Source organism: Bacteroidota bacterium, assembly GCA_016699695.1.
Lineage (GTDB): Bacteria > Bacteroidota > Bacteroidia > Bacteroidales > UBA10428 > UBA10428.
On record CP065006.1, the window covers coordinates 990960 to 1017860 of the forward strand.

General features: G+C 41.4%; 26 protein-coding genes. 15 read left to right on the top strand and 11 right to left on the bottom strand.

Translation table 11 applies throughout. The features are described 5' to 3' along the window. Positions 1-50: 50 nt before the first annotated feature. The 4 genes from IPM71_04160 (at position 51) to IPM71_04175 (ending at position 3990) form a co-directional block, all read left to right on the top strand. On the top strand, positions 51-428 hold the full coding sequence (locus IPM71_04160; protein ID QQS51928.1) for an RNA-binding S4 domain-containing protein: 378 nt from the start codon (positions 51-53) through the stop codon (positions 426-428). A gap of 5 nt (positions 429-433) precedes the next feature. After that, positions 434-976, top strand: coding sequence for a DUF4924 family protein (locus tag IPM71_04165; protein QQS51929.1), 543 nt, complete (start codon positions 434-436; stop codon positions 974-976). Between the two features lie 78 nt (positions 977-1054). Continuing rightward, positions 1055-2962, top strand: a complete 1908-nt coding sequence (locus tag IPM71_04170) for a DUF362 domain-containing protein (protein QQS51930.1) — start codon at positions 1055-1057, stop codon at positions 2960-2962. Positions 2963-2973: 11 nt separating this feature from the next. Continuing rightward, entirely contained in the window at positions 2974-3990 is a 1017-nt protein-coding gene (locus IPM71_04175) for a hypothetical protein (GenBank protein ID QQS51931.1), read from the top strand. A gap of 6 nt (positions 3991-3996) precedes the next feature. Here IPM71_04175 and IPM71_04180 read toward each other — a convergent pair whose 3' ends face one another. Further along, a complete protein-coding gene (locus tag IPM71_04180; protein ID QQS51932.1) occupies positions 3997-4518 on the bottom strand; it encodes a flavin reductase in 522 nt (173 codons plus the stop codon). 67 nt (positions 4519-4585) lie between these two features. On the opposite strand from IPM71_04180, the gene IPM71_04185 reads away from it, so the two are divergent. From IPM71_04185 to IPM71_04200, 4 genes are all read left to right on the top strand, one after another. After that, positions 4586-5539, top strand: a complete 954-nt coding sequence (locus IPM71_04185; protein QQS51933.1) for a bile acid:sodium symporter family protein — start codon at positions 4586-4588, stop codon at positions 5537-5539. Between the two features lie 104 nt (positions 5540-5643). After that, on the top strand, positions 5644-6996 hold the full coding sequence (locus IPM71_04190) for a 1-acyl-sn-glycerol-3-phosphate acyltransferase (GenBank protein QQS51934.1): 1353 nt from the start codon (positions 5644-5646) through the stop codon (positions 6994-6996). A 43-nt stretch (positions 6997-7039) separates the two neighbouring features. Then, entirely contained in the window at positions 7040-7834 is a 795-nt protein-coding gene (locus IPM71_04195) for an SDR family oxidoreductase (GenBank protein QQS51935.1), read from the top strand. Between the two features lie 11 nt (positions 7835-7845). After that, entirely contained in the window at positions 7846-8925 is a 1080-nt protein-coding gene (locus IPM71_04200) for a VOC family protein (protein ID QQS51936.1), read from the top strand. 103 nt (positions 8926-9028) lie between these two features. Here IPM71_04200 and IPM71_04205 read toward each other — a convergent pair whose 3' ends face one another. Further along, a complete protein-coding gene (locus IPM71_04205; GenBank protein QQS51937.1) occupies positions 9029-9421 on the bottom strand; it encodes a DUF1987 domain-containing protein in 393 nt (130 codons plus the stop codon). A gap of 320 nt (positions 9422-9741) precedes the next feature. Between IPM71_04205 and IPM71_04210 the strand changes: the two genes are divergently transcribed. Further along, positions 9742-9957 (top strand): dodecin domain-containing protein, encoded by a 216-nt coding sequence (locus IPM71_04210; GenBank protein QQS51938.1) that lies wholly within the window; start codon positions 9742-9744, stop codon positions 9955-9957. Positions 9958-9993: 36 nt separating this feature from the next. Here the strand turns inward: IPM71_04210 and folE are convergent, their stop codons facing one another. Then, positions 9994-10584, bottom strand: a complete 591-nt coding sequence (gene folE, locus IPM71_04215) for a GTP cyclohydrolase I FolE (GenBank protein ID QQS52781.1) — start codon at positions 10582-10584, stop codon at positions 9994-9996. A gap of 159 nt (positions 10585-10743) precedes the next feature. Here folE and IPM71_04220 point away from each other — a divergent pair, with 159 nt between their 5' ends. The 3 genes from IPM71_04220 (at position 10744) to IPM71_04230 (ending at position 14485) form a co-directional block, all read left to right on the top strand. Beyond that, positions 10744-11433 carry a hypothetical protein gene (locus tag IPM71_04220; GenBank protein ID QQS51939.1) on the top strand — a complete coding sequence of 230 codons (690 nt, stop codon included), beginning with the start codon at positions 10744-10746 and terminating at the stop codon, positions 11431-11433. A gap of 111 nt (positions 11434-11544) precedes the next feature. Then, the gene (gene rfaD / locus IPM71_04225; GenBank protein QQS51940.1) at positions 11545-12510 is read left to right on the top strand and encodes an ADP-glyceromanno-heptose 6-epimerase; all 966 of its coding nucleotides are present in this window, start codon (positions 11545-11547) and stop codon (positions 12508-12510) included. Between the two features lie 148 nt (positions 12511-12658). Continuing rightward, positions 12659-14485, top strand: coding sequence for a hypothetical protein (locus IPM71_04230; protein QQS51941.1), 1827 nt, complete (start codon positions 12659-12661; stop codon positions 14483-14485). Here IPM71_04230 and IPM71_04235 read toward each other — a convergent pair. Next, complete coding sequence (locus IPM71_04235; protein ID QQS51942.1) at positions 14482-15870, bottom strand: VWA domain-containing protein; 1389 nt, start codon at positions 15868-15870, stop codon at positions 14482-14484. The genes IPM71_04230 and IPM71_04235 overlap by 4 nt on opposite strands. Before the next feature lie 125 nt (positions 15871-15995). Continuing rightward, the gene (locus tag IPM71_04240) at positions 15996-18035 is read right to left on the bottom strand and encodes a transketolase (protein QQS51943.1); all 2040 of its coding nucleotides are present in this window, start codon (positions 18033-18035) and stop codon (positions 15996-15998) included. Positions 18036-18155: 120 nt separating this feature from the next. Between IPM71_04240 and ychF the strand changes: the two genes are divergently transcribed. Then, a complete protein-coding gene (ychF, locus tag IPM71_04245; protein QQS51944.1) occupies positions 18156-19253 on the top strand; it encodes a redox-regulated ATPase YchF in 1098 nt (365 codons plus the stop codon). Positions 19254-19327: 74 nt separating this feature from the next. Continuing rightward, positions 19328-20977: an alkaline phosphatase family protein gene (locus tag IPM71_04250; GenBank protein QQS51945.1), complete on the top strand. Its 1650-nt coding sequence runs from the start codon at positions 19328-19330 to the stop codon at positions 20975-20977. Positions 20978-21394: 417 nt separating this feature from the next. On the opposite strand, the gene IPM71_04255 is transcribed toward IPM71_04250, so the two are convergent. The 6 genes from IPM71_04255 to mutY form a co-directional block, all read right to left on the bottom strand. Continuing rightward, positions 21395-22123, bottom strand: coding sequence for a geranylgeranylglyceryl/heptaprenylglyceryl phosphate synthase (locus IPM71_04255; protein QQS51946.1), 729 nt, complete (start codon positions 22121-22123; stop codon positions 21395-21397). Beyond that, positions 22123-22755, bottom strand: coding sequence for a 4'-phosphopantetheinyl transferase superfamily protein (locus tag IPM71_04260; protein QQS51947.1), 633 nt, complete (start codon positions 22753-22755; stop codon positions 22123-22125). Before IPM71_04260 ends, IPM71_04255 begins: the two co-directional genes overlap by 1 nt. A 13-nt stretch (positions 22756-22768) precedes the next feature. Next, a complete protein-coding gene (gldD, locus tag IPM71_04265) occupies positions 22769-23341 on the bottom strand; it encodes a gliding motility lipoprotein GldD (GenBank protein QQS51948.1) in 573 nt (190 codons plus the stop codon). An 8-nt stretch (positions 23342-23349) separates the two neighbouring features. After that, positions 23350-24672: a gliding motility-associated protein GldE gene (gene gldE, locus IPM71_04270; protein QQS51949.1), complete on the bottom strand. Its 1323-nt coding sequence runs from the start codon at positions 24670-24672 to the stop codon at positions 23350-23352. A 22-nt stretch (positions 24673-24694) separates the two neighbouring features. Next, positions 24695-25144, bottom strand: coding sequence for a single-stranded DNA-binding protein (locus IPM71_04275; GenBank protein QQS51950.1), 450 nt, complete (start codon positions 25142-25144; stop codon positions 24695-24697). Between the two features lie 86 nt (positions 25145-25230). Beyond that, positions 25231-26268, bottom strand: a complete 1038-nt coding sequence (gene mutY / locus IPM71_04280; GenBank protein QQS51951.1) for an A/G-specific adenine glycosylase — start codon at positions 26266-26268, stop codon at positions 25231-25233. 147 nt (positions 26269-26415) lie between these two features. Between mutY and IPM71_04285 the strand changes: the two genes are divergently transcribed. Then, on the top strand, positions 26416-26703 hold the full coding sequence (locus IPM71_04285; protein ID QQS51952.1) for an integration host factor subunit beta: 288 nt from the start codon (positions 26416-26418) through the stop codon (positions 26701-26703). Positions 26704-26901: the final 198 nt, after the last annotated feature.

The window sequence follows — 26901 nt, forward strand, 5'->3', positions numbered from 1 at the left end:
GAAAAGGTGACAAACAGATCAATTTGTTTAAAATAACTAATTTTACCCCCATGGAAAAATGCCGGATCGATAAATTCCTCTGGACAGTGCGAATTTTTAAAACCCGCACCCTTGCCAGCGATGCCTGTGCCAAAGGCCGCGTACTTGTTGATGGACAGCAAGCAAAAGCGTCGAAGGAAATTAAAGGAAATGAGAGCATTACGGTTCGCAAACCACCTGTAGTATACAGTTATAAGGTATTAGCCTTGCCAGGTGGCCGACTTCCGGCTAAAACAGTACATGAATACCTCGAAGATTGCACCTCCATCGAAGAACTTAATAAGCTGAAAATAAACGAAACCTTCTTTATTAAAAGAGATCGGGGTATGGGTCGCCCAACCAAAAAAGAAAGGCGCGTAATAGACCGGCTGAATACCAATAATTCATAGGAATTATGATTGTTGCAAGAGAAAAACGTAAGAAGAATGTAGCCGAATATGTGCTTTATATGTGGCAGGTAGAAGATACCATCCGTGCATTCAACTTTAATATCAACACACTCGAAGAAAGGCTCCTTTCGCAGTTCAAACAACCCCCCCATGTGATGGATGAGATTCGCGACTGGTATACCAATCTTATACTGGCCATGCACGAAGAAGGTATCACACAAAGCGGGCATCTGCAAATTGTAAAAAGCTTGATTGACGAGATGTATCAGCTGCACCATCGATTGATGGAAACCATGATCGATCCTGGGTACATTCATACTTATAAGCTTGCCAAAGAGAATATAAACTCTTTCCGCACCAAGCTTGGTAAATCTGAATCGAACGAGATTGAACTCTGCTTTTTTGCATTGTATGGATTGTTATTATTGCGATTGAAAAAGAAAGAAGTTACCGAGGAAACATTGAAGGCCATGAATACTTTTAGCACCCTGCTTAGCCATCTGTCGGCTTCTTTTAAGAAAATGGAAGAAGGGAAAATTGAAATTTAATATGAGTGCAATTGTTCATCAGGTTACTTTCTAACTGGTTTTTTGTAGATTTACCGGCAATCGCTAACACAAATACCAATGGAAAATACAACAAAAGCTTCCGTCTTCAATACAAAAAAAGGCTTTCTGCATAAATTCAAAATGCCTGCAAAGATTAGTTTTATTGCATTAGGAATTCTTTCCACTGCCTGGTTCTTGTTTCGGGTTATTCCAAAACCTCAGCGAGCCAGCTATCCGTGCATGCAGGCTGCGGCACCCTGGGCTTCGGCTTTTGTGGTATATCTTCTAAGCATTACAGGTTCAGCCTTCTTTTTTAAAAAGTCGTTTGCAGCCCTGCAACAAAGAAAACTCGGCTGGGCACTCTTATTTCTGCCAGCTATGCTTTCTTTTAGTTTGTTGGCCATTTATAAAAATCCCGAAGTTGTTAAAGCGGCCGACATTATTGGCTACTCCGAAATTGTGTTTCCGGCTTCACCCATTGGAGAAGGTAAGGGCAAAAACCCCGGCAGGGTAGTTTGGGTGCATAACCCTCATGCTACCAATGCTAACATGACCAATGTGGAAGGGGACTATTGGTATATGGACAAAAACTCCAATGAAGATACTATCAAAAAAATGCTTGACCTTGCTGTAATCAACCTGCTCGGGGAAACTACGGTGACCAATGCATGGAACGAACTATTCAAGCATTACAACAACCAGATTGGCAAAGGGAATGTGGGATATACCGCTGGCGAAAAAATTGCCATTAAAATAAATCTTACCAACTCATGTTGTGGAATGTGGGATACCGAAAAGATCGAAGACAAAGAAAGGATGGATGCTACCCCTCAATTGGTAAATGCATTGTTAAAGACACTTGTCGAAGATTTAGGAATTGCCGAATCGAACATCTGGTGCGGAGATAATTACAGGCTTTTCCGCAATGAGTATTGGGATAAATGCCACACCAGCTTTCCGGATGTACATTATGTTGATGGTCATGGTATGAATGACCGCGAACAAACAGTACTTTCAAGTTCCAATGTGATGGTTTTCAGTGATGGGGAATATAGTTCAAAACTCCCGCAACATTACCTCAATGCCGCTTATTTTATTAATATTGCCTGCCTTAAATCACATGATCAGACTGGTATTAGTCTGTGTGCCAAAAACCACCAGGGCTCAATCGTGCAACCCGGGGGCAATGCGTCCAACCAGTATGCCGAATTTATGCATTACAGCATGCCTCTCGAAAGCCCCGGTTATGGCAAATACCGCCATTTAGTAGATTATATGGGCCATAAGCAAACCGGCGGTAAAACACTTCTATACCTTATCGATGGCATTTGGGGTGGCGATAACTGGGCCGGCAACATTTTCAAGTGGCAAATGAGCCCTTTCAACAACGACTATCCTAATTCACTTTTCGTCTCTCAGGACCCTGTTGCCATTGAGGCCGTATGTTTTGACTTTCTGCTGGAAGAATACAAAGACCACCCCGATAACGATGTGAAATACCCCTATTACAATGGCGTAAACGATTACCTCCTGCAGGCTGCCGACGAGTCATACTGGCCTTCGAACATTACCTACGACCCAGAAAATGATGGTGTAAAAATCGGGAGCCTTGGCGTGTATGAACATTGGAACAATGGCACCGATAAAGCTTACTCTGGGTCCGGTATCGATTTTGTGAAAGTTCCGTTTGGCGCTCAATACCCCAATGGTCTGCCTAATAATCTAGCCAATCAATCACTTAAGGTCTATCCTAATCCATTCAGCGATGTGCTAACTATTCCTACCCAAAATGGCCAGGTATCGCAACAGCTTATGGTATACGATGCCATTGGTAAACTAATCTACCAACAACAGGTGAACCCAAACAATGAAACTACCCAATGGTCGGGGACCGACAACCAGGGTAATCGCCTGGCAGTGGGTACTTACATTGTACAACTTCGCTCCAAAGGAGCCATCTATTCAACCCAGGTGGTGCTTCAATAACAAAGCTTCGAATGAAACAAGAAATAATACTGACCGCAGTTGTAGTATTCATGATTCTTACAGGCTGCAAAGAAGAAGATAGTGAATCAGAAGTGCTTCGGGTACTCCCTTCAAACCAGGTAAACGATTTGTACCTCGACAACCAGAACACTTTGTGGATAGCCACCAGCAATGGTTTGGCCAGCTACCGTCAAGGTGTATGGAAGACTTATGACTCGACAAGCTCCCTCGAGGGAAAAAACATTGCCAGCCTGGCTTACCAGTTTTCTGACTACAGTGGCGATGAGTTGTGGCTTGCCACCAACAATGGCCTTGGCGTATTCAGTTACGAGATCGATGCAGTTTCGTCGGCCACAAATTATACAAGTGAAAATTCCGAACTATTGAACAACATGGTTAGTGCGGTTGCTGTCGATACAGGAAGTGCGCGTTGGATTGGAACCAGCGAAGGGCTGATTGTATATCAAGGAAGTGATTGGTTCGAACCTTCTACCAACCATAAGTTTTCGGGCTATACGATTACCGATATAGAAACCGACGAAAACGGTTGGTGTTTTGTGTCTACCAGCGGCAGAGGGGTTTTGACCTTTCGAATGGATGTTGATGTAGTCTCTGGTGCGACTTTTGTTTCCGACTGGTCGCCGCTCGAAACCGATATGGTTCATTCTGTTTTCGTGGCTTCTGATTCTGTCCACTATTATGCCACCGACAGTGGTGCGGTATTTCACGAAGGTTATAATCGAACCGACTTGAAGTATTGGAAAAAATACCGAAAAAAGGATGGACTCATTTCCGATAAGGTGTTTGCCATAGTACTCGATAACGAGGGCATTCTCTGGTTTGGAACCGACTTGGGATTGTCTTCATTCGATGGTTCTGCCTGGCAATCGTATACTGCCAGCGACGGATTGGTTCACAACCAAGTCAACTGTCTGGAAGTAGACATTGATAATACTTTGTGGATTGGCACACCTGGAGGTCTTTCCTCCATGCAAAACGGAATTCTTACCAGTTACCTTCAGAAATAAAGGATCTCAGCGGGTGTAAACATTCAGGATTTCTCCATAATACACACGGTGATAATCCTGATTAGGATAAAAAACCTCATCAATATCATCGGGAAGAAAATAGACCGGCTTTAAATCGTCAAAATAGATTTTCCGGCATTCCAGAACAAGATTAGCTTGCTCGAAGCTTATGTTTCCTCTTTCTGTCAACACCGGCCTTAATCCACTTTCTTTTATTTTATTGGTGTCTCTCCCCGACTTGGACCCACATATTTTATGAATAGCTTCGCGGTTCTCTCCAATAAAACTGATGGTAAAAATGTCGGCCTCCTGCATAAACAAATAGGTATGGCGGGTTGGCCTGACATAGCTAACAAATATGGGCTTATTCCACAATATACCTGCCATACCCCAGCTGGCAGTCATAGTATTAAATTCCTTCTCAGTTCCCGCAGTTATAAGGAACCACTCCTTCCCGATTAGCGAGAAAATATTGGATTGAATTTCTTCGGGTTTTATGCTCCGAAATAGTTCCTGAATGTTTTTCATTTTCTTAATCTATTATTGATAAATATTTTTTTCCTTATCTTCAACCACCTAACTAAAACTTTTTATCATGAGGGAAGAACTATTGGCCCTGGATGCGGTCCGACTGAATTTTTCAACCGAAGGGGTCTTTTTCATTAACATTACCCTTGCTTTTATCATGTATGGGGTGGCACTTGGAATAAAGGTACAACACTTTCGCGATGTTTTTAAATCACCTAAACTGCCAATTATTGGTTTTTTATCTCAATTTTTAGCGTTACCAATCCTCACTTTTTTAATTATCATTCTGTTTAACAGTTTTATAACACCGACAGTGGCCATGGGTATGATTCTGGTAGCCGCCTGCCCTGGTGGAAACATTAGTAATTTCATTACTGCACTTGCCAAGGGCAATGCTGCTCTTTCAGTTTCGCTGACAGCCATTGCCACCATTGCCGCTATTATTATGACACCTCTGAACTTTAAAATTTGGGGCGGATTGTATAATGGCTATTTAAGTGCATCGAGCCATGGATTGCTTCAGCCGCTAAGCATAAATCCAAACCGCATGTTTCAGGCAGTGGTCATTCTTCTTGGAATTCCTTTGGTGCTAGGCATGCTCACCAATCATTTTCTGCCCAAATTCACTGCCCGCATCGATAGGCCGATCCGCATCAGCAGCATCATTATTTTCTTCCTGCTGGTAATAGCCATGCTTTCGAATAACATTGAGTATTTTCTGGCATATATTAAATTTGTTTTTATTATTGTTCTTATTCACAATGGCTTAGGTTATCTGGCTGGAAGTTACTTTTCCAGACTATTTGGAATTCACGGTGCAAACCGCCGGACTATCGCCATTGAAACAGGCATACAGAATTCGGGCTTAGGGCTAGCCCTTCTGTTTAACCCCAAAATATTTCCGGCAGAACTCAACAACGGAGGTATGGCATTTATTGCTGCCTGGTGGGGCATCTGGCACATTATTTCCGGACTTACCCTGGCCTGGTATTGGTCAAGAAAACCTTCAAAAATTAATTAAAACATAAAGAGGTAAACAATAAAAATATACCCTTCGTCTAATAAATTAAGAATGAAAAACTTTCGAACTTTCATCTTATATTTGCCGCCCATAAGCTGAATGATATGGCAAGAAGGGATATTGACAAGTGGTCGGTTTGGTATTGGATACTTCAAAAATTCTGGGTAAGAGTAAACTTCTACTTATACTATAAAAAGATTGGCATATTCAACGATCATCTTATTCCTTCGAATCGATCCATTATTATAGCTCCCAATCACCAGAATGCTCTGATGGATGCCATAGCTTTTGTAAGTCAACCTCCCAAACAAAGGATTTTTCTTACACGGGCCGATGTGTTCAACAAACCCTTTGTTGAACGCATTCTATATTTCATGAAAATGCTTCCGATTTTTCGAATCCGCGATGGGCGTTCGAGTTTGCAGAAAAACGAAGAAATTTTCGATACAGCCGTTGAGATCCTGCACAATAAAAGAAGCCCGCTTTTTATGTTCCCCGAAGGGAACCATGGCGATAAGCGCAGACTACGTCCGCTTGTAAAGGGTATCTTTCGAATTGCTTTTTTAGCACAGGAAAAATACAAAGACCAGCCCGGAATAGTTATCATGCCTGTAGGACTCGATTACGAACATTATCAGAAGTTCGGTAAGAACCTGCTTGTGAATTATGGCAAACCCATTGAGGTTGCTGAATTCTGGAAAGATTTCGAAGAAAACCCCAGTATAGCCACCAATAATCTGCGCGACAAACTGTCTGAGCATATGCGCCAATGCATGATCGATATACAATCGGAGGAGTATTACGACACCTACATGCACTTGCGCGAAATTTACCGGCCGAACCTCCTCAATCGGCTTAATCTCAAACAAGGAAACCTATTGCATCAATTCCAATCCGACAAAATCCTCATTGAGAAACTTGACCTTGTTTTGGCAGCAAATCCTCAAAAAATAGAAGCGATACATAAACTAACGCAAGAGTATGTATTTTTAAGAGATGACCTCCAGCTTCGGGAATGGGTTTTAAGAAAAAACGGGTATTCGTGGGCAGGAATTTTTTTAAGATCAATAGCCTCCTTGGTATTACTCCCGGTTTTTCTCTTTGGTATTCTGAATAACTGGCCTAACTTTTTTGTTCCCTTCTGGTACGTTAAAAAAATCAAAGACACCCAGTTTCGGAGCACAGCTGCATGGGGTGTAGGGTTAGTAATGCAAATTATCTATTACCCAATTCTTATCATGCTCGGTTTTGTTTTTCTTCCTGTACTATGGATGAAATTATTGTACATACCCTTAATTCCGCTAAGTGGGTTGGCCGCTTATCGTGTCTATACACTATTGGTAAAAAACAGGGCCAGAATTAAATTCAACCTGGCAAAGAATCATTCTTCAGATTTAAGGAAAGCAATTGTACTCCGAAAAAAAATAATTGAATCGTTGGATTCACTCACTATTTAATCCTTTTTATACCTAACCTCAACTATTCAATAAAAATACATCCATGAATTTTGAATCAAAAACCATTCTGATTACAGGTGCCTCATCGGGAATTGGTGAAGCCCTTTCGCTGGAATGGTCGAAATGCAGCACCAAGCTGATACTTGCTGGCCGAAATATAGAAAAGCTGCAGAAAGTAAAACAAAAATGCGAGTTAGCGGGTAGTCAATGTCAGGTTATTCCACTCGATTTAACAGATAAACTTTCCATTCAATCGGCTGTTCAGCAAATAATTCAAACAAATCAGCGTATCGACATTTTAGTGAACAATGGTGGCATCAGCCAGCGTTCTCGATCGTTAGAAACTCCCATTGAAGTAGACCGTACCGTGATGGAAACCAATTTCTTTGGTGCCATTAGCCTCACAAAACTAATACTACCAGTGATGGTGAAACAAGGTGGCGGACACATTGTAGTTATCAGCAGTGTGGTGGGTAAGTTTGGGTTTCCGCTACGTACAGCCTATTCGGCATCGAAGCATGCCCTGCAGGGTTACTTCGAAAGCCTGCGTGCAGAAATGACAGCAGAGCATATACGGGTAAGTATTGTAAGCCCGGGACGCATCCGCACCAGCATTTCCATTAATGCGGTGGATAAAAACGGAAACAAACATGGCGTAATGGATGCAGGCCAGGAAGATGGCATGCCGGCTGAATTATGCGCAAAAAAAATTATTTCGGCTGTAAGTAGAAATAAAAAAGATATACTTATTGGTCGTAAAGAAATTCTCATGGTGTATATCAGAAAATATTTTCCTGCACTTTATTATAAACTGGCGTCGAAAGTAAAACCCACCTAAACGCAAATGCAATGACAGATATTATTATCAGCGGTATTCAGCAAATCGGAATAGGCGTAAAGAATGTACACGAAGCATGGGCCTGGTACAAGAAATACTTTGGTATCGATATTCGCATTCTCGAAGAGTCGGCCCCGGCAGAATACATGCTGCCTTATACAGGAGGCAAACCCCGAAACAGACATGCCGCACTGGCCATAACCCTGCAAGGAGGAGGTGGATTCGAAATATGGAACCATACCGATTTTGAACCTAAAGGCCCTTCCTTTGAGGTGCAGCTGGGCGACCTGGGTATCTATGCAGCGAAAATAAAATGCGTGGATGTTGAGAAAGCCTACAATTGGTTTCTGGCTGAGAAACAAAATGTGGTAGGTAAAATTCAAGAGGTCGAAGGCCAAAAACAATTTTTCCTCAAAGACCCTTATGGAAATCTCTTTCACATGGTGCCTGCAAGCAATTGGTTTAAGGATGAGAAAAAATACACAGGCGGAGGTTATGGAGCCATTATTGGTTGCAGCCAAATGGAAAAATCGATGGAATTCTACAAAAACCTGCTTGGATACGATATCGTCGTTTACGATAAGCAGGGAGTTTTTGAAGATTTCTCTGTACTACCTGGTGGAAACATGGAGTTCAGAAGAGTGCTGCTAAGACACAGTAAACCCCGCCAGGGCGCTTTTAGCGAGCTTTTTGGAGCAAGCGAAATGGAGCTTGTGCAGGTATTAAATCGTCCTGCAAAAAAAATATTTGAGAACCGCTTCTGGGGCGAACTTGGCTTTATTCACCTTTGTTTTGATATCAGAGGGATGAACATCCTGCGCGAGAAATGCAGGAAATTTGGGTTCCCTCTTACGGTAGATACTGCCGAAATATTTAAAGACGCAAGTTTTGATATGGGAGATGCAGCAGGGCTCTTTGCCTACAACGAAGACCCAGATGGTGCCTTGATTGAATACGTCGAAACCCACAAAATACCTTTAAGTAAAAAACTAGGCCTCTCAATTGACCTGATGAAACGCCCGGCAGAGAAACCATTGCCCCGCTTACTTATAAAAGGACTAAAACTATTAAAAGCGAAGGATATCAAATAAGCGCCTTTTCCTGATATCGCAATAATAAGGTAAACGGGTTGTAAAAGTTATATACCCAAAAATACTTTGAGGTTGGAAATCACATAATAGGCCAAACCCCATATTAATGGAGCGAGTCTACGGCGGCAATCTCTTTTAAACAAACAAATTCGTCGAGTATTTCTTCACCCAGTTCACGCATCTCGGCATCGCCCCTTAGGTATTTCCAAGTAATTTTAACACGACAATTTTCGCGCCCATGTAGGTTACTCACTGTGTTGGCAATTTCAAACACCATTTTCGTAGCTGCCGTGTTGAGGTATTCAAAGTTTAACACAAATTCTGTGGCTGGTTGGGGTTGTTTTTGATAAAGCTCCAGCCATTCCCGAATTGGGGCAAACATCTCTTTTACATTCTCGGGAACAGCCATGCCACCCATCACAAGCTTTCCTGTAGTGTAATTAAAATTTACGAATGGCGTAACTTCATCGCCTTTAATAAGCAGGGGTTCAAGCATAAAAACTATATATTCTGTTCTCGGATCAGGCAATAGATCATAAGGGCTTAAATTATTAAAATCTGCGATAAATGGCAACCTTATCCTGCAATATTCTAACAACTTGATTTTGAAAGTTGCCAGCCATTAACAAATCTGAAATTGCTCTTACCTTATCCGTATCATATTGACAATGGCCTTTTAAATGCTTAACTTTAAGTAACAATACCTTTCGACACTTTAAGAACAACCGCATTTCTATTTAACAAGTTGATAAAGAATTACTTTCAATTACCTACCCTGCACGTTCAACATGTTGATGGCAGAAAAACTTTTTTATTATGGCAGAAAGTGTGTATAAAATTATCGAGCTGGTTGGCACCAGTACCGAATCGTGGGAAAAAGCCGCCCAGGCAGCTGTTACAAAAGCTGCAGAAACCTTACGCGATTTACGCATTGCCGAAGTAGAGATGCTCGACATGCAAATCAACAATGGTAAAATCGAACATTACCGGGCAAAGATTAAAGTCTCCTTTAAATTCGAAGGGCACCAATAAAACCTGGTGAATTTTGCATCGATGGGAGTTTGGGTTTTATTGGTATTTCTTGCCAATTAAATCCATAAACTCCTCGCGGGTTTTTGGGTTTTTCATAAATGCGCCCTTAAATGCCGAGGTGGTGATCACGGAGTTTTGCTTTTGCACCCCTCGCATGGTCATGCACAGGTGTTTGGCTTCAATTACCACGGCTACACCCAGAGGTTGAAGTGCCTCTTGTATGCAATCGCGAATCTGAATAGTCATTCGCTCCTGAACCTGCAAACGGCGAGAGAAACTATCGACAATACGGGCTATCTTACTTAGGCCGGTAATATAGCCGTTAGGTATATAGGCTATGTGGGCTTTACCAAAAAATGGCAACAGATGATGCTCACACATCGAATGCAATTCAATGTCCTTCACCAGGAGCATGTGGTTGTATTCTTCGCAGAACTTCGATTCTTCAAGCATCTTCACCGGATCTTCCTGCATGCCCTGTGTCAGAAACTGCATGGCACGAGCAACCCTTTGAGGGGTTTTAGTCATTCCCTCGCGATGAAGGTCTTCGCCCAGCAATTTCAGTATAGCCTCATAATGAGCGGCCAACTGCCGTGTTTTTTCGTTGTCGAAACTTTCTGGCAGCATGTAACCTTCTTTGGCAAGTTCTTCTAAAAACGATTTGTCCATTCCGGCAATTTTCAGTGTATTTTCATGATAGTTCTCGCAGAAAATGCCTATTTTTAATAGACACAATACACTTCAAAGTTAAAAGATATTCTTTCAAAAAAATAAAAATCGGGCAAATTGAGAATACTTATTGTTGCAGAGTCGCCAAGAGAGGTTTTAAAGCTGGTCGATGAATTGAAGTTTGTAAATCAGATTGAGCCTAATTTTAAAAGCTATAGCTGTTATAACCTGCATGTAGATATTCTGATTACAGGGCTGGGAAGCACCTTTATGGCTTACCACCTAACCAGGGCATTGAATATGATCAACTACGACCTGGCTATCAACATTGGCCTTGCTGGCAGTTTCGACCATTTTCTTGAACAGGGTTTTGTGGTGAATGTCATTCAGGAACAGTTTGCTGATTTGGGTGTAGTGCACAAAAACAACTTTTTTACCCTTGCCGATGAAGAGTTGATGGACGAAAACACTTTTCCTTTTGCCGAAGGAAAACTGCACAGCCTTGGTAATTTCGAGCTCGATGAGGTAGAATCGCTCATACCGGTGAAGGGTATTACGCTCAATACACTACATAGCGACCCAAAATGGCTTGCCAAACTGCGCGATAAATTCGACCCTGAAGTAGAAACCATGACCGGTGCCGCCTTTTTTTATGTTTGCCTGCAGGAAAAAATTCCCTTTCTGCAGATCAGGGCCATAAGTCATTTTGTGGAAATACGCCGTATCGAAAGCTGGAATATACCCAATGCAGTCGAAAGCCTTACGGCCACTGTAGTAAGCATTCTCAATGAGCTAAAGCTCGATTAGAACAGGAAAACCTGGAAAACCACTTATCGAAAAATTGAATTTGGTGCTTGCCTTATCCAAAAAACATGTAGGTTTGCGAGTAGAAACAAGACAAAATAACAAAGATTTATTATGATAGTTGTAACTGGGGCAGCCGGGTTTATTGGAAGTTGCATGGTAAATAAACTCAATCAGAATGGTTTTCAGAACCTGGTACTGGTTGATAAATTCACAAACCAGCAAAAGAATAAAAACCTCGAGGGCAAATCGTGGGATCAGCAGATTGACCGTGATGTGTTTATCGATTGGTTAGACAAAAATGCCGAAAAAATTACCTATGTATTTCATATTGGTGCCCGAACCGACACCACTGAGTTCGACTCCAAAGTGTTTGATGCACTCAACCTTAATTACTCCAAAGATATCTGGCGCATCTGCACCCGGAAAGGAATTCCATTCTTATATGCCTCTTCGGCAGCTACTTATGGCATGGGTGAGTATGGCTACATCGACGAGCACAGCATCATCGAAAAGCTGAAACCTCTTAATCCTTACGGCGAATCGAAAAATGACTTTGACAAATGGGTGCTGCAACAAAATAACACTCCCCCGTTCTGGTGTGGTTTCAAGTTTTTTAATGTATATGGCCCTAACGAATACCATAAATCGCGCATGGCCAGCGTCGTGTACCATGCCTACAACCAGATTAAAGAAAAAGGCAGCATGAAGCTTTTCCGTTCGCACAACCCTGGTTTTAAAGACGGGGAACAAAAACGCGACTTTATTTATGTGAAAGATCTGATCGATGTGCTTTTATTCTTCATGGAACATCAGCAGCACCCTGGCATTTATAACCTTGGTACAGGAACTGCCCGCACCTTTCTGAATCTAGCAAAGGCCACCTTTCATGCCATGAATATAACTGAAGATATCAGCTTTATTGATACTCCCGAAGACATCCGCGATAAATACCAATATTTTACCGAAGCCCGAATGACAAAGCTTCAGGCAGCTGGTTATACGAAAGCATTTACCAGTCTTGAACAAGGCATAGGCGACTATGTAAAAAATTATCTGCAACAAGACAAATACCTCTAGCCGGTTAACAGTTTGAGTTAATTCACAACAAAATGCAGCTACCCAAAGTTTATTAATGAAGTAATCCTCCTTTTGCAACCAGATTTGGCAAACACCAACAATTAAAAGGATTTTTGTAATATTGTCTCTCTGATTTTATTTGTTTTCAATGGAAAATGCCTTAGTTTTTTTGCGTAAACTGGTAGCTCTTGCACTTTTAGTGCTGGTATACCTGATTACACAGGATTTTGTGCCATTTCTTATCTCCATCCCAATTTTGCTGCTTGTTTTTGGTTTAATCGCTTCGCGTATTTTGCACGCTCAACCAAAAGAGTTATATAATTTTCAGCGCAGCGAAAAATATTTTGCCCAAGGCGGACTTCGTGACCTTGTTCGAATTCCAACCATGCTAATGGCCTTCGTCTACGATATTTTGGTGTGGGTTGTTTGGGGTCTTTATCAGATTGTACTGCTATTCACCGATCTTATCTATCTTGTTAAAGAGGGCCTCTTTTTTATCCTGCAACTGATTATTAAGCTTCTGAGAACTCTATGGCCCACATGGCGTATTTTATTCAAACTTGTGTTATTCTACTTCATAAAATGGCCATGGTGGATTTATCGGTATGCCTATAAATCAGTAGGTAAAACCTTTCGGATTAACCTACTGAAAACATCTGCCATTGGGGCATTTATTGCCTTGTTTGTGTTTCAATTGTTTTACTTTATCAGCATAATTACTGAAACACCAGGGCTTTATTATATTGGCATTGTTTTGTCGATACTACCAATTACCTGGGTTTTTGGTGAAATTGCTTCCATACGGGGACAGGAACTTTTAGACGCCCCTTTCAGCCAGATACGCGCCAAATTTCATAACGGTATGGAGAGTGTGCGGAGCCTGGTACTTTTTATTAGTTTTTTTGTGTTTCTGGTGCTTGCCCAAACAGGATTAAGTATGCTGGGATGGATTCAGGGTTCGGGCATCATCTTTCTGGGCTTAAGCATCAATATCAGCTTTCTGGTTAATGTGATTCTGCTTTTTGTAGCGGTATTAATTCTTTTCAGTAGTTTCGTTTTACCAACCTACAGGCTATACAATAGCTTCTCCGAAACCTCCCTGAAAGATTTAGCCCAATTGCTCTCCTATATCCTACGGCGTTGTTTTCAGCAGGCTTCCGGCATAATTCCTTCTGTGATATTTTCAATCATAAGCATTATTCCTGTTAGCCTTTTGGTGATTCTGGCCACTTTTGCTACCCTGAAAGTGAAAGAAAACATTTCGGAAATAAAAATTGATCAGCTCATGCTGAAGCAATCAAAAACTTCTGACCAAATCGAAGAGCACCGTATCGGACAAGAAATTAACCTTATGAAGCAGGTGGCAACTTTCCCAAGACAGTTTTTTCAGGATATCAACCACCGTGGACTAATCAGCAATGAGATCATACAATATCAGAATTTAAAAAAACAATACCTCATTGAGCTTGCAATCAACCAGGAAAAAGCTAATCAGGAAATAGAATCACTGAAAGAAGTGCTCAGGCAAGAGCAAAATAAACTTGCCCTTAATCAGACGCGTGTAGAGGAAGTGGAGCAAAAAGTTAAAACCATCGAAAAGCATTTCATGCAGTACAATTCGAAATTGAAATTAGAGGTGGAAAGAACAGATATTACCATCGAATACCTGCAACTTCAATTAAAACAATTTCCGGTACTTTTTTACCTGAGTGGTCTGTTTGTGGTAATAGCAGGTGGTTTTGTACTTACTTTTTTTCTTGCCTATTATGGCAATTTCTTTTACCGGGCTTACTTATTTCGCAACGATGGTACGCCAGCTCAATGGCGCCTAATTCTTGAGGAAGAAAGGAATGACGACAGTCGACAACCGCTATTAAGCATTTCTTTGAATATCATTCTTATTGTTCTATTGGCTTACTTCCTGAACCAAACCTCTGTTGGATACCTACCTGATTTATTGAAGCTGCGTTTTTAAAACAATTGCACCACTTCTGAACTTCCAGAACGGATTTTAACTGTTTTATTAATTGTATAAAGGGTCTGCTTGGCATTTTGTGCCCTGAAAACTACCCTGTAAGTGCCGGGTTGTAGCACAATAGATTCACTTTTCAAATTGTTGTTGATATTCAACACCCATTCTTCTTCGCCATTTCCCCGGCGTACATAAATACTACCATATCCCGCTGAATTTTTCGATAAATTGAGAATACCCGGATCGGGAATGGTGATGGTAGTAGTGGTACTTTGACTTATAATTACTTCGTCGATTAATATTTTGGGCAATACAGGTATTTCCAGAGAATATTTACCAACCAGATACTTTTCCGGCTGGTTCAGCGATTGGTAATTGAGTGACTCCATTTTACCCTTCTGTCGAATGATACATTGCAAATTGCGGTATTGAACCCCACCCTCCACATTAATGAGCAATTCGCCCTGTGGACAATCGGCAGCTACTACAGTATGTTTCCCAACAAATACCCTGAAACTATCAACAAAAACTGGCGGTATGGTGTTAACACGCAAATCGTAAGTTACCAAATGATCGAGGTAAAGTGTATCCGGATTTCCACGGTGATTGATGGTATGAATATAATTATTCATCACTTTACCTGAGAAGTGATCGTAAAAGGTCATGTTTACATTGGTTTCTGTGGGCAGGCCTTTGGAATCCAATAAATTAACCTGCATAGTGGTCGAATTCAATGCCTGAGAGATAACCACACCCAGTACCTCCTTGAAACTATTTTCGTTGGTAGCATTGAAATAATGCCCGATGCAATCAAAATTTTCCTGATAATCATCGCCAATGCCTATGCCTATGATAAAAGGCTTTAGCACTATGCCTTTTTTCTGCAATTCGTAAGACACAGCACAAGGATCGCCCTCACAGGCTTCTATGCCATCGGTAATAAGTATAATAATATTGCGGCAATCGTTGCAATCTTCCGGAAAGTCACTCCCGGCTTGCTGCAAGGAGTATGCGATAGGGGTAGTACCTTTCGGATTAATATAATGCAGTTCCTGTCTTATGCGCGGAGCATTGCCCGGGGCAAATGGAACTTCAAGGCGGGTATCTCCGCAATTCTGAGGTGGTACCGGACTTTGATGGCCATAAACCCTTAGTGCCATTTGCACATTCTTGAGTTGCTCGAGACTGTCGATGAGTGCTACAAGTGTTTTGCGGGCAATATTAATTTTACGGTCAGAGGCCCAATAGCCATTCATGCTCTGCGAAGCATCGAACACAAATAGAATACGGGTTTCAGGAGGGGTATACTTTAGGGGCGAATATACCTGAGCGGAAAGTGATACCGTAAAAAAAAGTAAAACTACAACTGGCAGGAAATTTCGAAGCATGAGATAATTTGTATTTCAAATTCCTATAACGGAATTTCTTATTGATTATTTTACAGAAAGATAGCCAAAAAAAAACGGACAACCTCTTTCCTGGTGTCCGCTTTATTCACATATTTCTCTGAGTGCTAATAGGCTAACAAATATTTTTTCACCTCGTTAAACACATTCTCGCCGGTAAATCCGAATTTTTCGTCCAATACCTGAAAGGGGGCAGAATAACCAAAAGCTTGCATGCCATATACCTTACCTTTTTGTCCAACCAATGGAGTAAATACAGATGGAAGTCCTGCGGTTAAACCAAAAACTGGAGCGTTTTCTGGAATAAGCTGTAGGCGGTATTTTTCATCCTGTTCAAAAAACAAGCCCAAAGATGGCACCGAAACCACCTGCACTTTTTTGTCCTCCCTGACTTCGAGTAAGGCTGCCCCTTCGATCAGGGTCGAAACCTCCGATCCATTTCCAACCAGTATCACATCAGGTTTTCCATTGGCTTTTTTCGCTATATAAGCGCCTTTTTCTGCCTGCATAGCCTCTTGAAGGCGGCTTTGGTTTTGTGCTGGCAAGTCTTTTATATTCTGACGCGAAAAAATTAAACCTGTTGGTGTTTTTGTGTTTTCTATTGCCATTTTCCATGCAACTAGCGACTCGGCCGAATCGGCCGGACGAAGTACCAGAAAACTGTTGCTACCCGAATGATTTTTCAATTGTTCCAATAGACGAACCTGCGCTTCCTGTTCGATTGGTTGATGAGTGGGCCCGTCCTCTCCTACCCTAAAGGCATCGTGCGACCAGATATAAATTACAGGTAATTCCATGAGTGCCGACATGCGCATGGCAGGTTTCATGTAGTCGCTGAATACAAAGAAAGTTCCGCAGGCAGCCCTCACGCCACCATGAAGGGCTATGCCATTGCATATTGCAGCCATGGTAAGTTCCGATACCCCTGCCTGCAAGAAGGCTCCTTTAAAATCATTCTTCTTAAGTACAGTAGTATTTTTCAAGAAGCCGTCCGTTTTATCGCTGTTGGCTAAATCTGCCGAAGCAACAATCATATTATCGAGGTTCTGCGCTAAATAAGTCAACACATTACTCGAAGCGTTTCTGGTAGGGCTGTTAGGCTTATTTTCAATAGAAGAAAAATTCAGATTTCTGTAGTCGAGGCTGAAAAACTGATCCCACTTTTTAGCAAGTTCGGGATTCTTTTCCGCCCAGTTTTTTTCTTCCACTTTACGTCTTTTCGCATTAGCCTTTTTCGAGTCAAGTACCTCGTTGAAATACTCTGCCACATCGGAGAAAATTGCAAATGGGTTCTGAGGATCGGCCCCCAGGTTAGCAAGGGTTTTTGGTACATCGGCCCCAGCAGCCGAAAGTGGCTGACCGTGTGTTGAAACCTGACGTTCAAAACTTGAGCCTTCCTTGTTAATTGCTCCCTTGCCCATTACAGTTTTACCAATGATGAGCGATGGCTTGTTGGTCTCGGCCAAGGCTGCTTTGAGGGCTTGACGTATCTGTTCAATATTGTTTCCTTCAATGGTCTGCACATGCCAATCCCACGCCTCGTATTTTTTGGCTGTATTCTCCGAAGAAGTTACATCGGTAGTATGGGAGAGTTGTATGTCATTAGCATCGTAAAACATCACAAGATTGCCTAAACCAAGATGACCTGCTATGCGACCCGCTCCCTGCGAAATTTCTTCTTGTATACCGCCATCTGAGATGAAAGTATAAATCTTATGGCTCATCCATTCGCCAAAGCGAGCTGCCAGAAAACGTTCAGCAATAGCAGCTCCCACGGCCATTACATGCCCCTGTCCGAGGGGTCCGGAAGTATTTTCCACACCACGGGCAAAATCCACTTCAGGGTGCCCGGGAGTCACGCTTCCCCATTGCCTGAACTGACGGATATCGTCCAGGGTATAATTTCCGGTAAGGGTTAATATAGAATACAACATGGGCGACATATGACCCGGATCTAGAAAGAAACGATCGCGGTTACGCCAAAGCATATCACTGGGGTCCCAATTCATAAACTCACTATACAAAACCGATACAAAATCGGCACCACCCATGGCACCACCGGGATGACCGCTGTTGGCCTTTTCTACCATTGCTACCGACAAGGCCCGAATATTATCGGCCGCACGGCGAAGTTTTTGGTCACTCATTGTAAAATTCTACTTTAATTTCTATTTAAGCGTGCAAATATAAAAAGTTCAGGGCAACTATCTTAATCGTATCAATTTTAAATGTAATTTTGCGCCTTATTTAATTTTAATTCATTCTGAATGGCTTTACAGTGCGGAATTGTAGGACTACCTAATGTGGGCAAGTCGACTCTTTTTAATTGCTTGTCGAATGCAAAGGCGCAATCGGCCAACTTCCCTTTTTGTACTATTGAACCCAACTTAGGGGTAATCAATGTACCCGACCCCAGGCTTGAGAAACTGGAAGATCTTGTAAAACCAGAACAGGTGCTCCCCGCTACAGTAGAGATTGTTGACATTGCAGGGCTTGTAAAAGGTGCCAGCAAAGGCGAAGGTCTTGGAAACAAGTTTCTGAGCAACATTCGCGACACCAATGCCATAATCCACCTTATCAGGTGTTTCGACGATGACAATGTCGTGCACGTCGATGGCTCGGTAAATCCTATACGCGACAAGGAAATTATCGATACCGAGTTACAACTGAAAGACCTCGAAACCATAGAAAAAAGAATTTCCGCCCTGGAAAAGGAATCGAAGAGTGGAGATAAAATGGTGCTTAAAAAAAAGGAACTTGTCGAAAACATCAAAAAAATTATTGAACAAGGCAAAAATGCCCGCACAATCGAATTCGATGAACAGGAAAGTTTTCTGATAAGAGACATGCATCTTCTTACAGCCAAACCTGTTTTGTATGTATGCAATGTCGACGAAGCTTCGGTGCGCACAGGAAATGCCTATGTAGAAAAGGTAAAAGAAATGGCAGCCAAGGAAAAGGCAGAAGTGCTTGTAATTGGTGCGGCCATTGAAGCCGATATTGCAGAGCTCGAAACTTATGAAGAAAGGAAAATTTTTCTCGAAGACCTGCAACTCGACGAACCAGGCGTAAACAAACTCATACGGGCAGCTTACAGAATATTAAAACTGCAAACCTATTTTACTGCCGGAAAAAAAGAAGTGCGCGCCTGGACTATCCCTGTGGGTGCCACTGCTCCGCAAGCTGCCGGTGTAATACACACCGATTTTGAGAAGGGTTTTATCCGAGCCGAGGTAATCAAATATAAGGACTTTATTGAACTAGGCTCTGAACAGGCATGTAAAGACAAAGGTAAAATGAGTGTCGAGGGCAAGGAATACATTGTCCAGGATGGCGACATCATGCATTTCAGGTTCAATGTTTAAAAATAGCATCCCTGTCAATACTTTCTTTAACCACCCGGAGTTATAATACTTAATTCCTTATACCAACAGATCATATGAATAATAAATCCCTGCGCCAGATTACGCTTACAGTTATCTTAATATCTTTTTATCTTTTATCCTCTGGACAGAAAAATGTGCTGGTGGTTCCGGAAAAACCAAAACTCATTGTAGTATTATCGGTTTCTCAATTCCGAAACGATTACATCTCGAGGTATTGGGATAAACTCTCTGAGAATGGATTGAAGAGGATGATAGAGCGGGGAACCTATTGTAAAAATACAAGTTACAATTACCTAATCAACGACAAGGGTGTCGGAACGGCTACACTGGTTACCGGTGCAAATCCTTCGTTGCATGGTATCATAGCCGACAGCTGGTATAGCGACCTAAAAGGTACTGTAATAAAAGCTGTGGATGATGAAACAATAAACACCATTGGAGGCTCCTTTGACCAGGGACGCTATTCTCCCCAGCACTTGCTATCGACTACTTTCAGCGATGAAATTAACCTTTCCAATCATTTCAATTCGCGCATTATTAGTGTTTCGCTTGAACCAATCTCTGCTGTAGTTAGCGCGGGACATACCGCTCAGGCTAGCTATTGGTTCGATAATCAGCAAGGTAATTTTATTACCTCGAGCTATTACATCGATTCGCTGCCTGCCTGGGTAAATGAATTCAATTCGAAAAAATTTGCTGATATCTACCTCGAACAAACATGGAACACCCTCTTGCCCATTGAACAATATACCGAAAGTATGAGCGACAGTAACCCATACGAAGAAGGGTTCAATGGCAATAAAGTTTTTCCTTACGAAATAAGCGACCTCACGAAAAACCTGAAAAAGAACGAACGCTTTGGCATTCTGAATTCTGTGCCCTACGGAAATACAATGGTGAAGGATTTTGCTATTCAAGTCCTTGCGAACGAAAATCTGGGTATGGATGATTTTACCGATGTGTTGTGTGTGAATTTTACTGCCCATGAACAGATCGGGCGTCTTTTTGGTCCGCTTTCCATCGAAATGCAGGATGCAGTGCTCCGCCTCGATAGCGAAATTGCCCATTTTATTAGTTTCATCGAAAGCACCGTGGGAATAGAAAATACCTTATTTATATTTTCTGCAGAGCATGGACTACCTTACAACCCCGAATACCTTACTGATCACAAAATCCCGGCAGGCTATTTCAATTCGGCCAGTGCCATTTCCTTGCTGAAAAGCTACCTGAATAATCTCTACGGCAAAGGAGAATGGATTAAGGAGTATCACGCCCAGCAGATTTACCTCAACCGCACTCTCATTGAATCGGCAGGACTTAACCTGAGCCAGGTGCAGGATAATGTGGCTGGTTTGCTTTTACAATTTCACGGAGTTGAAAACACCCTCACTTCCTATTCCCTTCAAAATACCAATTTTAGTAGCGGTGTATTTCTGAAAATTCAAAATGGCTATAACCAGAAACGTTCGGGAGATGTGATTTTTAGTTTAAAAAATGGATGGATTGAAAAAGAAGGAAGAAATATTGTTTCTTATGGCCACGATGCCCACATACCCTTAATCTGGTATGGATGGAAAATGAAAAGGAAAACCGTGTTGCAACCGGTTGATCTTACAGATGTAGCCCCTACCATTTCGGTTTTATTGGATATTTCTTTTCCGAATTCCTCCACAGGAATCCCAATTGAAGACGTAGTAAGGTAATTCCTTTCTCTAAATGCCCTTAGAAAAGGTGTTTGTTCCTTTGGCCAGCCAGCAGTATTTCAAGCAGGCCAGATAATGAATTGCATTGCTATTTCAGCGGTTCCTGCAGTTTCAATCTCAAAAAAAGACTTAAAAAAACCGGGGAGTAACCACACTCCCCGGTAAACCACAAAACTACTAACTAAACCAACTTGGGCAAAATCTTACCAGGATTTAACCCGTATTTTTTACAATTGATTTCTACCTGCTCTTACGCCTGATACCGAAAGGTAGTTATTAATATTCGATTAACCATGACTCAGATTTGACGAACGATTCAATTTTTTCAACAAAAGATTTCTCCTCTTCTGAAATTTTGATCTTGCTATTGCAATCCGAAAATGCTCTGTAAACAGGTAGATAAAGAAAAAACCTTTTCTAGTTTTTAAAGTTTTGGAGTACGCTTGCAATTTTATGCAAGTTCTCAATATTCTTTTCAACTACATTGCCAATCACTACCATATCGGCTCCACTCTCGAAACTGGCGGCTACCTTTTCTGGCGAATTAAGACCTCCGCCTACAATAACCGGAATATTCACAATCTTTTTAACCTCCGAAATAACCCGGGGTGGAACAGGGTTAAGTGCCCCACTACCTGCCTCAAGGTAAATAAGTCTGTGACCAAGCATCTCAGCGGCTATGCAGGTTGCAACTACCAGCTCAGGCTTATTCGAAGGTATGGGTCGGGTATTGCTTACATACTCTACTGAAGTAACTGTACCCCCATCAATCAATACATAGGCAGTAGGAATTACCTCCAAAGCCGATTGCCTTATAAATGGCGCAGCTTGCACATGGTTTCCTATTAAATAATCGGGGTTTCTTCCCGAAACCAGGCTTAAAAGCAATAAGGCATCGGCCATTCTGCTAAGCTGCAGCAGACTTCCCGGAAACAAAACAACCGGTATCCGGGTATGTTCTTTAATTGTTTGAATTACCTTATCGATGTGGGTACTCATCAGGCTTCCTCCAACCAGGATAAGGCTAACGGCATTTTCGTTGGCTGCATATACAGTAGCAATAATGCTTTGTAAACCCAACTTATCCGGATCGATTAACAGGGCAATTTTTTTTCCTGGCGAAGCTATGATATTATAACATTGCATTATTTCGAGCAATAGACAAGTACGTGTCCTTTAATGGTAAAATAGCGCATGAGAAACTTATCGTGCCAGAACTGGTTGTCGACCCAGCCATATATTTCGCCACATTCACTTGGCTCAAAGGGCTCAATGGTCAGGTTTCTTCTGAAATTAATGTCCTGTTTATCGCACAATTTATACAATGCCTCTTTAGCACACCAGTGTATATAAAGATGAAAATGCTGCATTTCCGGGTCGCTCACAATGTACTCGTCATTATTAACGAATTTGTGAGCTACTTTATGAATATCGTGCGACATGTATTCCACATCAATCCCTACTTTTTTATTCTTACTTAGTATTAAAGCTGTCAGGTCGCGCGAATGACTGATGCTGATGTTCATGTCTGAATTAAAAAGATAGGGTTTTCGCATTTCGTTATAGACTATCTGAGTTGGAACACCCCTGATTTCGCGTAACAACCGGCGCACACTAAGCCATTCTATCTGCCGGTTGGTACTTTTATAATCGGCCAGCTTTTGTTTTTCGCCAGCAAAAAAGTGAACCTTCGAATACAACTCCTCGTACGATTCGGTTATCTCCCATATTCCAACCTGACAATCGTCGTAAACGATTTGATTATAAACTAGAGGCATGCAATGCAAATATTTATTTCCAGGATAGAGATTCGGTTAAATGTACAACATCTTCCTGAAAAAATGTAACAGAAGGTGCAAGTGAATCTTTATTCGGCAATGCCGAAATATAGAGCGATCCGGTTAAAAAATGATTGACGCTGTCGGTGAGAAAAAAAACTGCCGACGATGCCGTATTTCCTTCGAGCATATAAATAACTCCAAAAACATCTTTTTCAGGACCCCACACGAGGTGCTCCACTATATCGTCGGCTTTAATTACATGCTTGTAAACAATTGTTCTGATGTCTTCGATATGTGTGCCCAGATTTTTATGTAAAGGTTTATAGGTAAGGTGGATTTTGGTGTGATAGCCCGGAAAGTCAATGTTATACCAACATGCTTCGGCATAAGCCGATTGAACTGATTCGATAACCCCATAAGTTGGGTACTCGAAACGGTATGGACAGGTACTATCGTAGAGCTGATATTCTTTTTCCGGAAAATCAATGCGAAAATAAGCACGTGGTTTAGGAGTGGCCGGCTGGGTGCAGGATATTAGAAAAAGCAAAAAAACCACAAAGAACAGAATCGAATATCTTAGCATGTTTATCTCTATCTTTTAATTGAAGCTTGAATAAACTTTATCCGGCGCTTATCGACCTCGAGCACCTCGAATGTAAAATTTTTATACGATAATACATCGTTCCGCTTTGGAATATCGCCTCTCAGCTCAAGAATCAGGCCTGCCAGGGTATCGGCATCGCCTTTTACCTGATCAAAAAAATCTGAATCGACATTGGCAACCTTACTAAAGTCATTCAGAAGTATTTTTCCTTCAAATATTATGGTGTTATCGTCAATTATTTTGTAAGGAAGTTCATCGTCATCTGTTTCGTCCGATATTTCTCCTACTATCTCTTCCAGAATATCCTCCAGGGTAACAATGCCCGAAGTGCCTCCGTAATCGTCCACCACAATCGCCATGTGAATGTGCATACGCTGAAACTTATTCAGCAAATCGTTAATTTTTTTGCTCTCCGGCACAAAGTATGGTTCCCTGATAAGTCTTTGCCAGACAAAATCATTGCCCTCGCTCATGTGTGGCAGTAAATCTTTGATGTATAAAATGCCATTAATTTTATCGAAGGACTCTTCGTACACAGGGATGCGTGAGTAACCCGATTCGTTGATTAGCAGCATCAGTTCTTCGAAACTTGCTAATTGATCAATACCAACCACATCTACCCTGGCCTGCATTATTTCACAAACTTCGATGTTGCCAAATTTTGCAATACCTTTTAACAGGCTTTTTTCCTGAGGCATGGTAACCTCGCCATCAGACAAAGCATCGCTTAATTGGTTAAAGGGCAATATTATTTTCTTCGCATTAAAGCGATTGCTAACAAGGGATGCTAAAAATATCAGCCCACTGCTAAATGGCCAGAATAATCGAGTAAAAAATAGCATTAGCCTTGAAGTACTTCTTAAAAAAGGCAGAGCCCGCTTTGAGGCAAAATTTTGAGCCACAAATCCAGAACTAAAAAGTATCAAAAAGCTAAAAAGAAGAACCTGCCATGCAAAAGGAATTGTATTCCAAACTGCATCTGGTCTGCTGTACTTTGTAAAAAAAACAAATAATACAACCATACCAACCTGCAAAAAGGTGATTAATACTATGGTTGTATTTAAAAAATGAAGGGGAAAAGCAAGTAGCTTTTTTATTCGGAGATCCGGCTTGTATATTGCTTCATGTATGCTTTCTTCCTCCTGCTCCGAAAGGGAAAGAAAAGCCAGCCGGCTACCCCAAACAATTGAAGTAATAATCAGCAATAAAACCACGAGTAAAAGTGCCGACACAAAAGCCAGGTCAATCACAGCACCTGGGAATATTTCCAAGTTAAACAAGCCCCATTGATAAGGTTCCGAATCTTCCAAAACAATACTTCACAATTAATTATTAAAATGGGAGATCGTCATCAGTTTCTTCCACTGATGAGGGAGCAGAGCTGATAACCTCCTGTTGATTTTTAGAAAAGCTTTGTACGGAACCAGAATTATCTGTCATCGTATCGGATTCCGATCGCTTGCCCAACATCTGCATGTTATCGGCAACTATTTCTGTAGTATAGCGTTTATTGCCATCTTTATCGTCCCAGGCACGTGTGCGGATTCGACCCTCTATGTAGAGTTGTTGTCCCTTTTTCACATATTTTTCTACTATTTCGGCTAGTCCACGCCATGCAACCACAGAGTGCCACTCTGTCTGAACTACACGCTCTCCATCGCGATTTTTATACGACTCAGAGGTTGCCAGCCGAAAATTTGCCACCGGCGTTCCGGCATCTAAATGCTTGACTTCTGGATCATTACCGACGTGACCAACGAGAATGACTTTGTTTACTGACATAGTTTGATTGTTTGGAGTAAAAGTACAATTTTTTTTTGATTATAAAATTTGAGGGGAAGCACACTGTCAGAATCCATTCCCTACTTTTAATCCATTGCCTGTTCGAGGTACCTCGTAATTAACCTGGGCATGGCAAATTTTGCCAGGTCTGCCGGTTGCACAAAAATAGAACCAGATTTGGACCATTCCTCTTCGAGGTCAACATGTACAAAACAACCTTGCAAAACCTGATGAGAGAGTATATGTTTGAATTCTGATGAGATAACACGGATCTTATAAGCAGAAAAGGTCTTGAAAATGGTCTTTTGCAGAAAATCAGAAAACTCTTCGGGCTGAACCTGTGCTTCGGATTCCACCAGAGGAAATTGATACAAACCTTTCCAGATATCGGTATTTTGACGTTTTTCAATGTAGGTGTTCTCCTTGTAATGCATCACAACAAAATATAAATACCGCACCCGTTGTTTCAACTTTCTTGACTTCACGGGGTAAGAGAAGGTGTTTTTTTGAGCCAATGACATGCACTTTAGCTGGAGTGGGCAATGAGTACAGATGGGATTTGCTGGCAAACAAACTGTTGCTCCAAGTTCCATCAATGCTTCGTTGTGGGCAGCCGGATTCTTTGTGTTTAAAACTGCTTGAGCCAGTTCTTTAAAATGTTTCTTCCCTGAAGTGCTGTCGATGGGAATTTCGCTGGCAAAATACCTGGACAATACCCGGTAAACATTGCCGTCGACCATGGCTTCGGGTTTATTAAAAGCGAGAGATGCGATGGCTGCAGCTGTGTAATCTCCAATACCTTTTAGTCCCTTTAGATCGCTCACCTCATCGGGGAACTTTCCTTTGTATTTACTCTGAACTATTTTGGCGGTTTCATGCAGATTGCGGGCTCTGGTGTAATAGCCAAGTCCCTGCCACAACATTAAAATTTCATCGATATCAGCGTCAGCAAGTTCCTTTATTGTCGGAAACCGGCTTATAAACCTATGATAATATCCAATACCCTGGTCAACACGGGTTTGCTGCAATATCACTTCCGAAATCCAGATAAGGTAAGGATCGCGGGTATACCGCCAGGGTAAATCACGGTTATTCACGTTAAACCAATGTATTAGCTCCTCCATTGTTAGTTTTACATAGTGGGTAAACAAATTCAAGAAGAAATAACAAAATATCTTAAATAGTGTTTCAATTATCGCCTAAAATGCTTTATATTTGCACTCCACAAATGAAAGAATCCGTAAATAACTGATAATTAAAGCGTTTAAAAAATGACCAAAGCAGATATCGTAAACGAAATTTCCAAGAACACTGGTATTGAAAAAATCACTGTACAGAAAGCAGTTGAATCATTTATGGAAGTGGTGAAAGATTCACTCACTCAGGAAAGAAATGTATATTTAAGAGGCTTTGGTAGCTTCATTGTGAAAAAAAGGGCTAAGAAAACTGCTCGCAACATTTCGAAAAACACTACTATTATTATCCCTGAGCATTTTATTCCTTCCTTCAAACCAGCAAAAACTTTTGTAGGAAAAGTAAAAAGCAACATTAAAAAATAATTAAAACATACTCAAATGCCAAGCGGAAAGAAAAGGAAAAGACATAAAATGGCGACGCATAAGCGTAAAAAACGTCTTAGAAAAAATCGTCATAAGAAAAAGAAATAGCTTAATTGTTTAAGCATTACCACCTTCTGAAAAACCTAAAGCCTTTGGCTTTAGGTTTTTCATCTATATTGTTATTTATCCCGCTACAAG

Bases quoted from the DNA above. Each gene is read 5' to 3' on its own strand.
- IPM71_04255 (QQS51946.1), bottom strand. From the start codon at position 22,123: ATGCAATGTTATAATATCATAGCTTCGCCAGGAAAAAAAATTGCCCTG.
- IPM71_04165 (QQS51929.1), top strand. From the start codon at position 434: ATGATTGTTGCAAGAGAAAAACGTAAGAAGAATGTAGCCGAATATGTG.
- gldD (QQS51948.1), bottom strand. From the start codon at position 23,341: ATGCTAAGATATTCGATTCTGTTCTTTGTGGTTTTTTTGCTTTTTCTA.
- IPM71_04185 (QQS51933.1), top strand. From the start codon at position 4,586: ATGAGGGAAGAACTATTGGCCCTGGATGCGGTCCGACTGAATTTTTCA.
- rfaD (QQS51940.1), top strand. From the start codon at position 11,545: ATGATAGTTGTAACTGGGGCAGCCGGGTTTATTGGAAGTTGCATGGTA.
- IPM71_04195 (QQS51935.1), top strand. From the start codon at position 7,040: ATGAATTTTGAATCAAAAACCATTCTGATTACAGGTGCCTCATCGGGA.
- IPM71_04240 (QQS51943.1), bottom strand. From the start codon at position 18,035: ATGAGTGACCAAAAACTTCGCCGTGCGGCCGATAATATTCGGGCCTTG.
- IPM71_04170 (QQS51930.1), top strand. From the start codon at position 1,055: ATGGAAAATACAACAAAAGCTTCCGTCTTCAATACAAAAAAAGGCTTT.
- IPM71_04235 (QQS51942.1), bottom strand. From the start codon at position 15,870: ATGCTTCGAAATTTCCTGCCAGTTGTAGTTTTACTTTTTTTTACGGTA.
- ychF (QQS51944.1), top strand. From the start codon at position 18,156: ATGGCTTTACAGTGCGGAATTGTAGGACTACCTAATGTGGGCAAGTCG.
- mutY (QQS51951.1), bottom strand. From the start codon at position 26,268: ATGGAGGAGCTAATACATTGGTTTAACGTGAATAACCGTGATTTACCC.
- IPM71_04275 (QQS51950.1), bottom strand. From the start codon at position 25,144: ATGTCAGTAAACAAAGTCATTCTCGTTGGTCACGTCGGTAATGATCCA.
- IPM71_04200 (QQS51936.1), top strand. From the start codon at position 7,846: ATGACAGATATTATTATCAGCGGTATTCAGCAAATCGGAATAGGCGTA.
- IPM71_04160 (QQS51928.1), top strand. From the start codon at position 51: ATGGAAAAATGCCGGATCGATAAATTCCTCTGGACAGTGCGAATTTTT.
- IPM71_04210 (QQS51938.1), top strand. From the start codon at position 9,742: ATGGCAGAAAGTGTGTATAAAATTATCGAGCTGGTTGGCACCAGTACC.
- IPM71_04175 (QQS51931.1), top strand. From the start codon at position 2,974: ATGAAACAAGAAATAATACTGACCGCAGTTGTAGTATTCATGATTCTT.
- IPM71_04205 (QQS51937.1), bottom strand. From the start codon at position 9,421: ATGCTTGAACCCCTGCTTATTAAAGGCGATGAAGTTACGCCATTCGTA.
- IPM71_04230 (QQS51941.1), top strand. From the start codon at position 12,659: ATGGAAAATGCCTTAGTTTTTTTGCGTAAACTGGTAGCTCTTGCACTT.
- IPM71_04180 (QQS51932.1), bottom strand. From the start codon at position 4,518: ATGAAAAACATTCAGGAACTATTTCGGAGCATAAAACCCGAAGAAATT.
- IPM71_04285 (QQS51952.1), top strand. From the start codon at position 26,416: ATGACCAAAGCAGATATCGTAAACGAAATTTCCAAGAACACTGGTATT.
- IPM71_04250 (QQS51945.1), top strand. From the start codon at position 19,328: ATGAATAATAAATCCCTGCGCCAGATTACGCTTACAGTTATCTTAATA.
- IPM71_04260 (QQS51947.1), bottom strand. From the start codon at position 22,755: ATGCCTCTAGTTTATAATCAAATCGTTTACGACGATTGTCAGGTTGGA.
- IPM71_04190 (QQS51934.1), top strand. From the start codon at position 5,644: ATGGCAAGAAGGGATATTGACAAGTGGTCGGTTTGGTATTGGATACTT.
- folE (QQS52781.1), bottom strand. From the start codon at position 10,584: ATGCTGCCAGAAAGTTTCGACAACGAAAAAACACGGCAGTTGGCCGCT.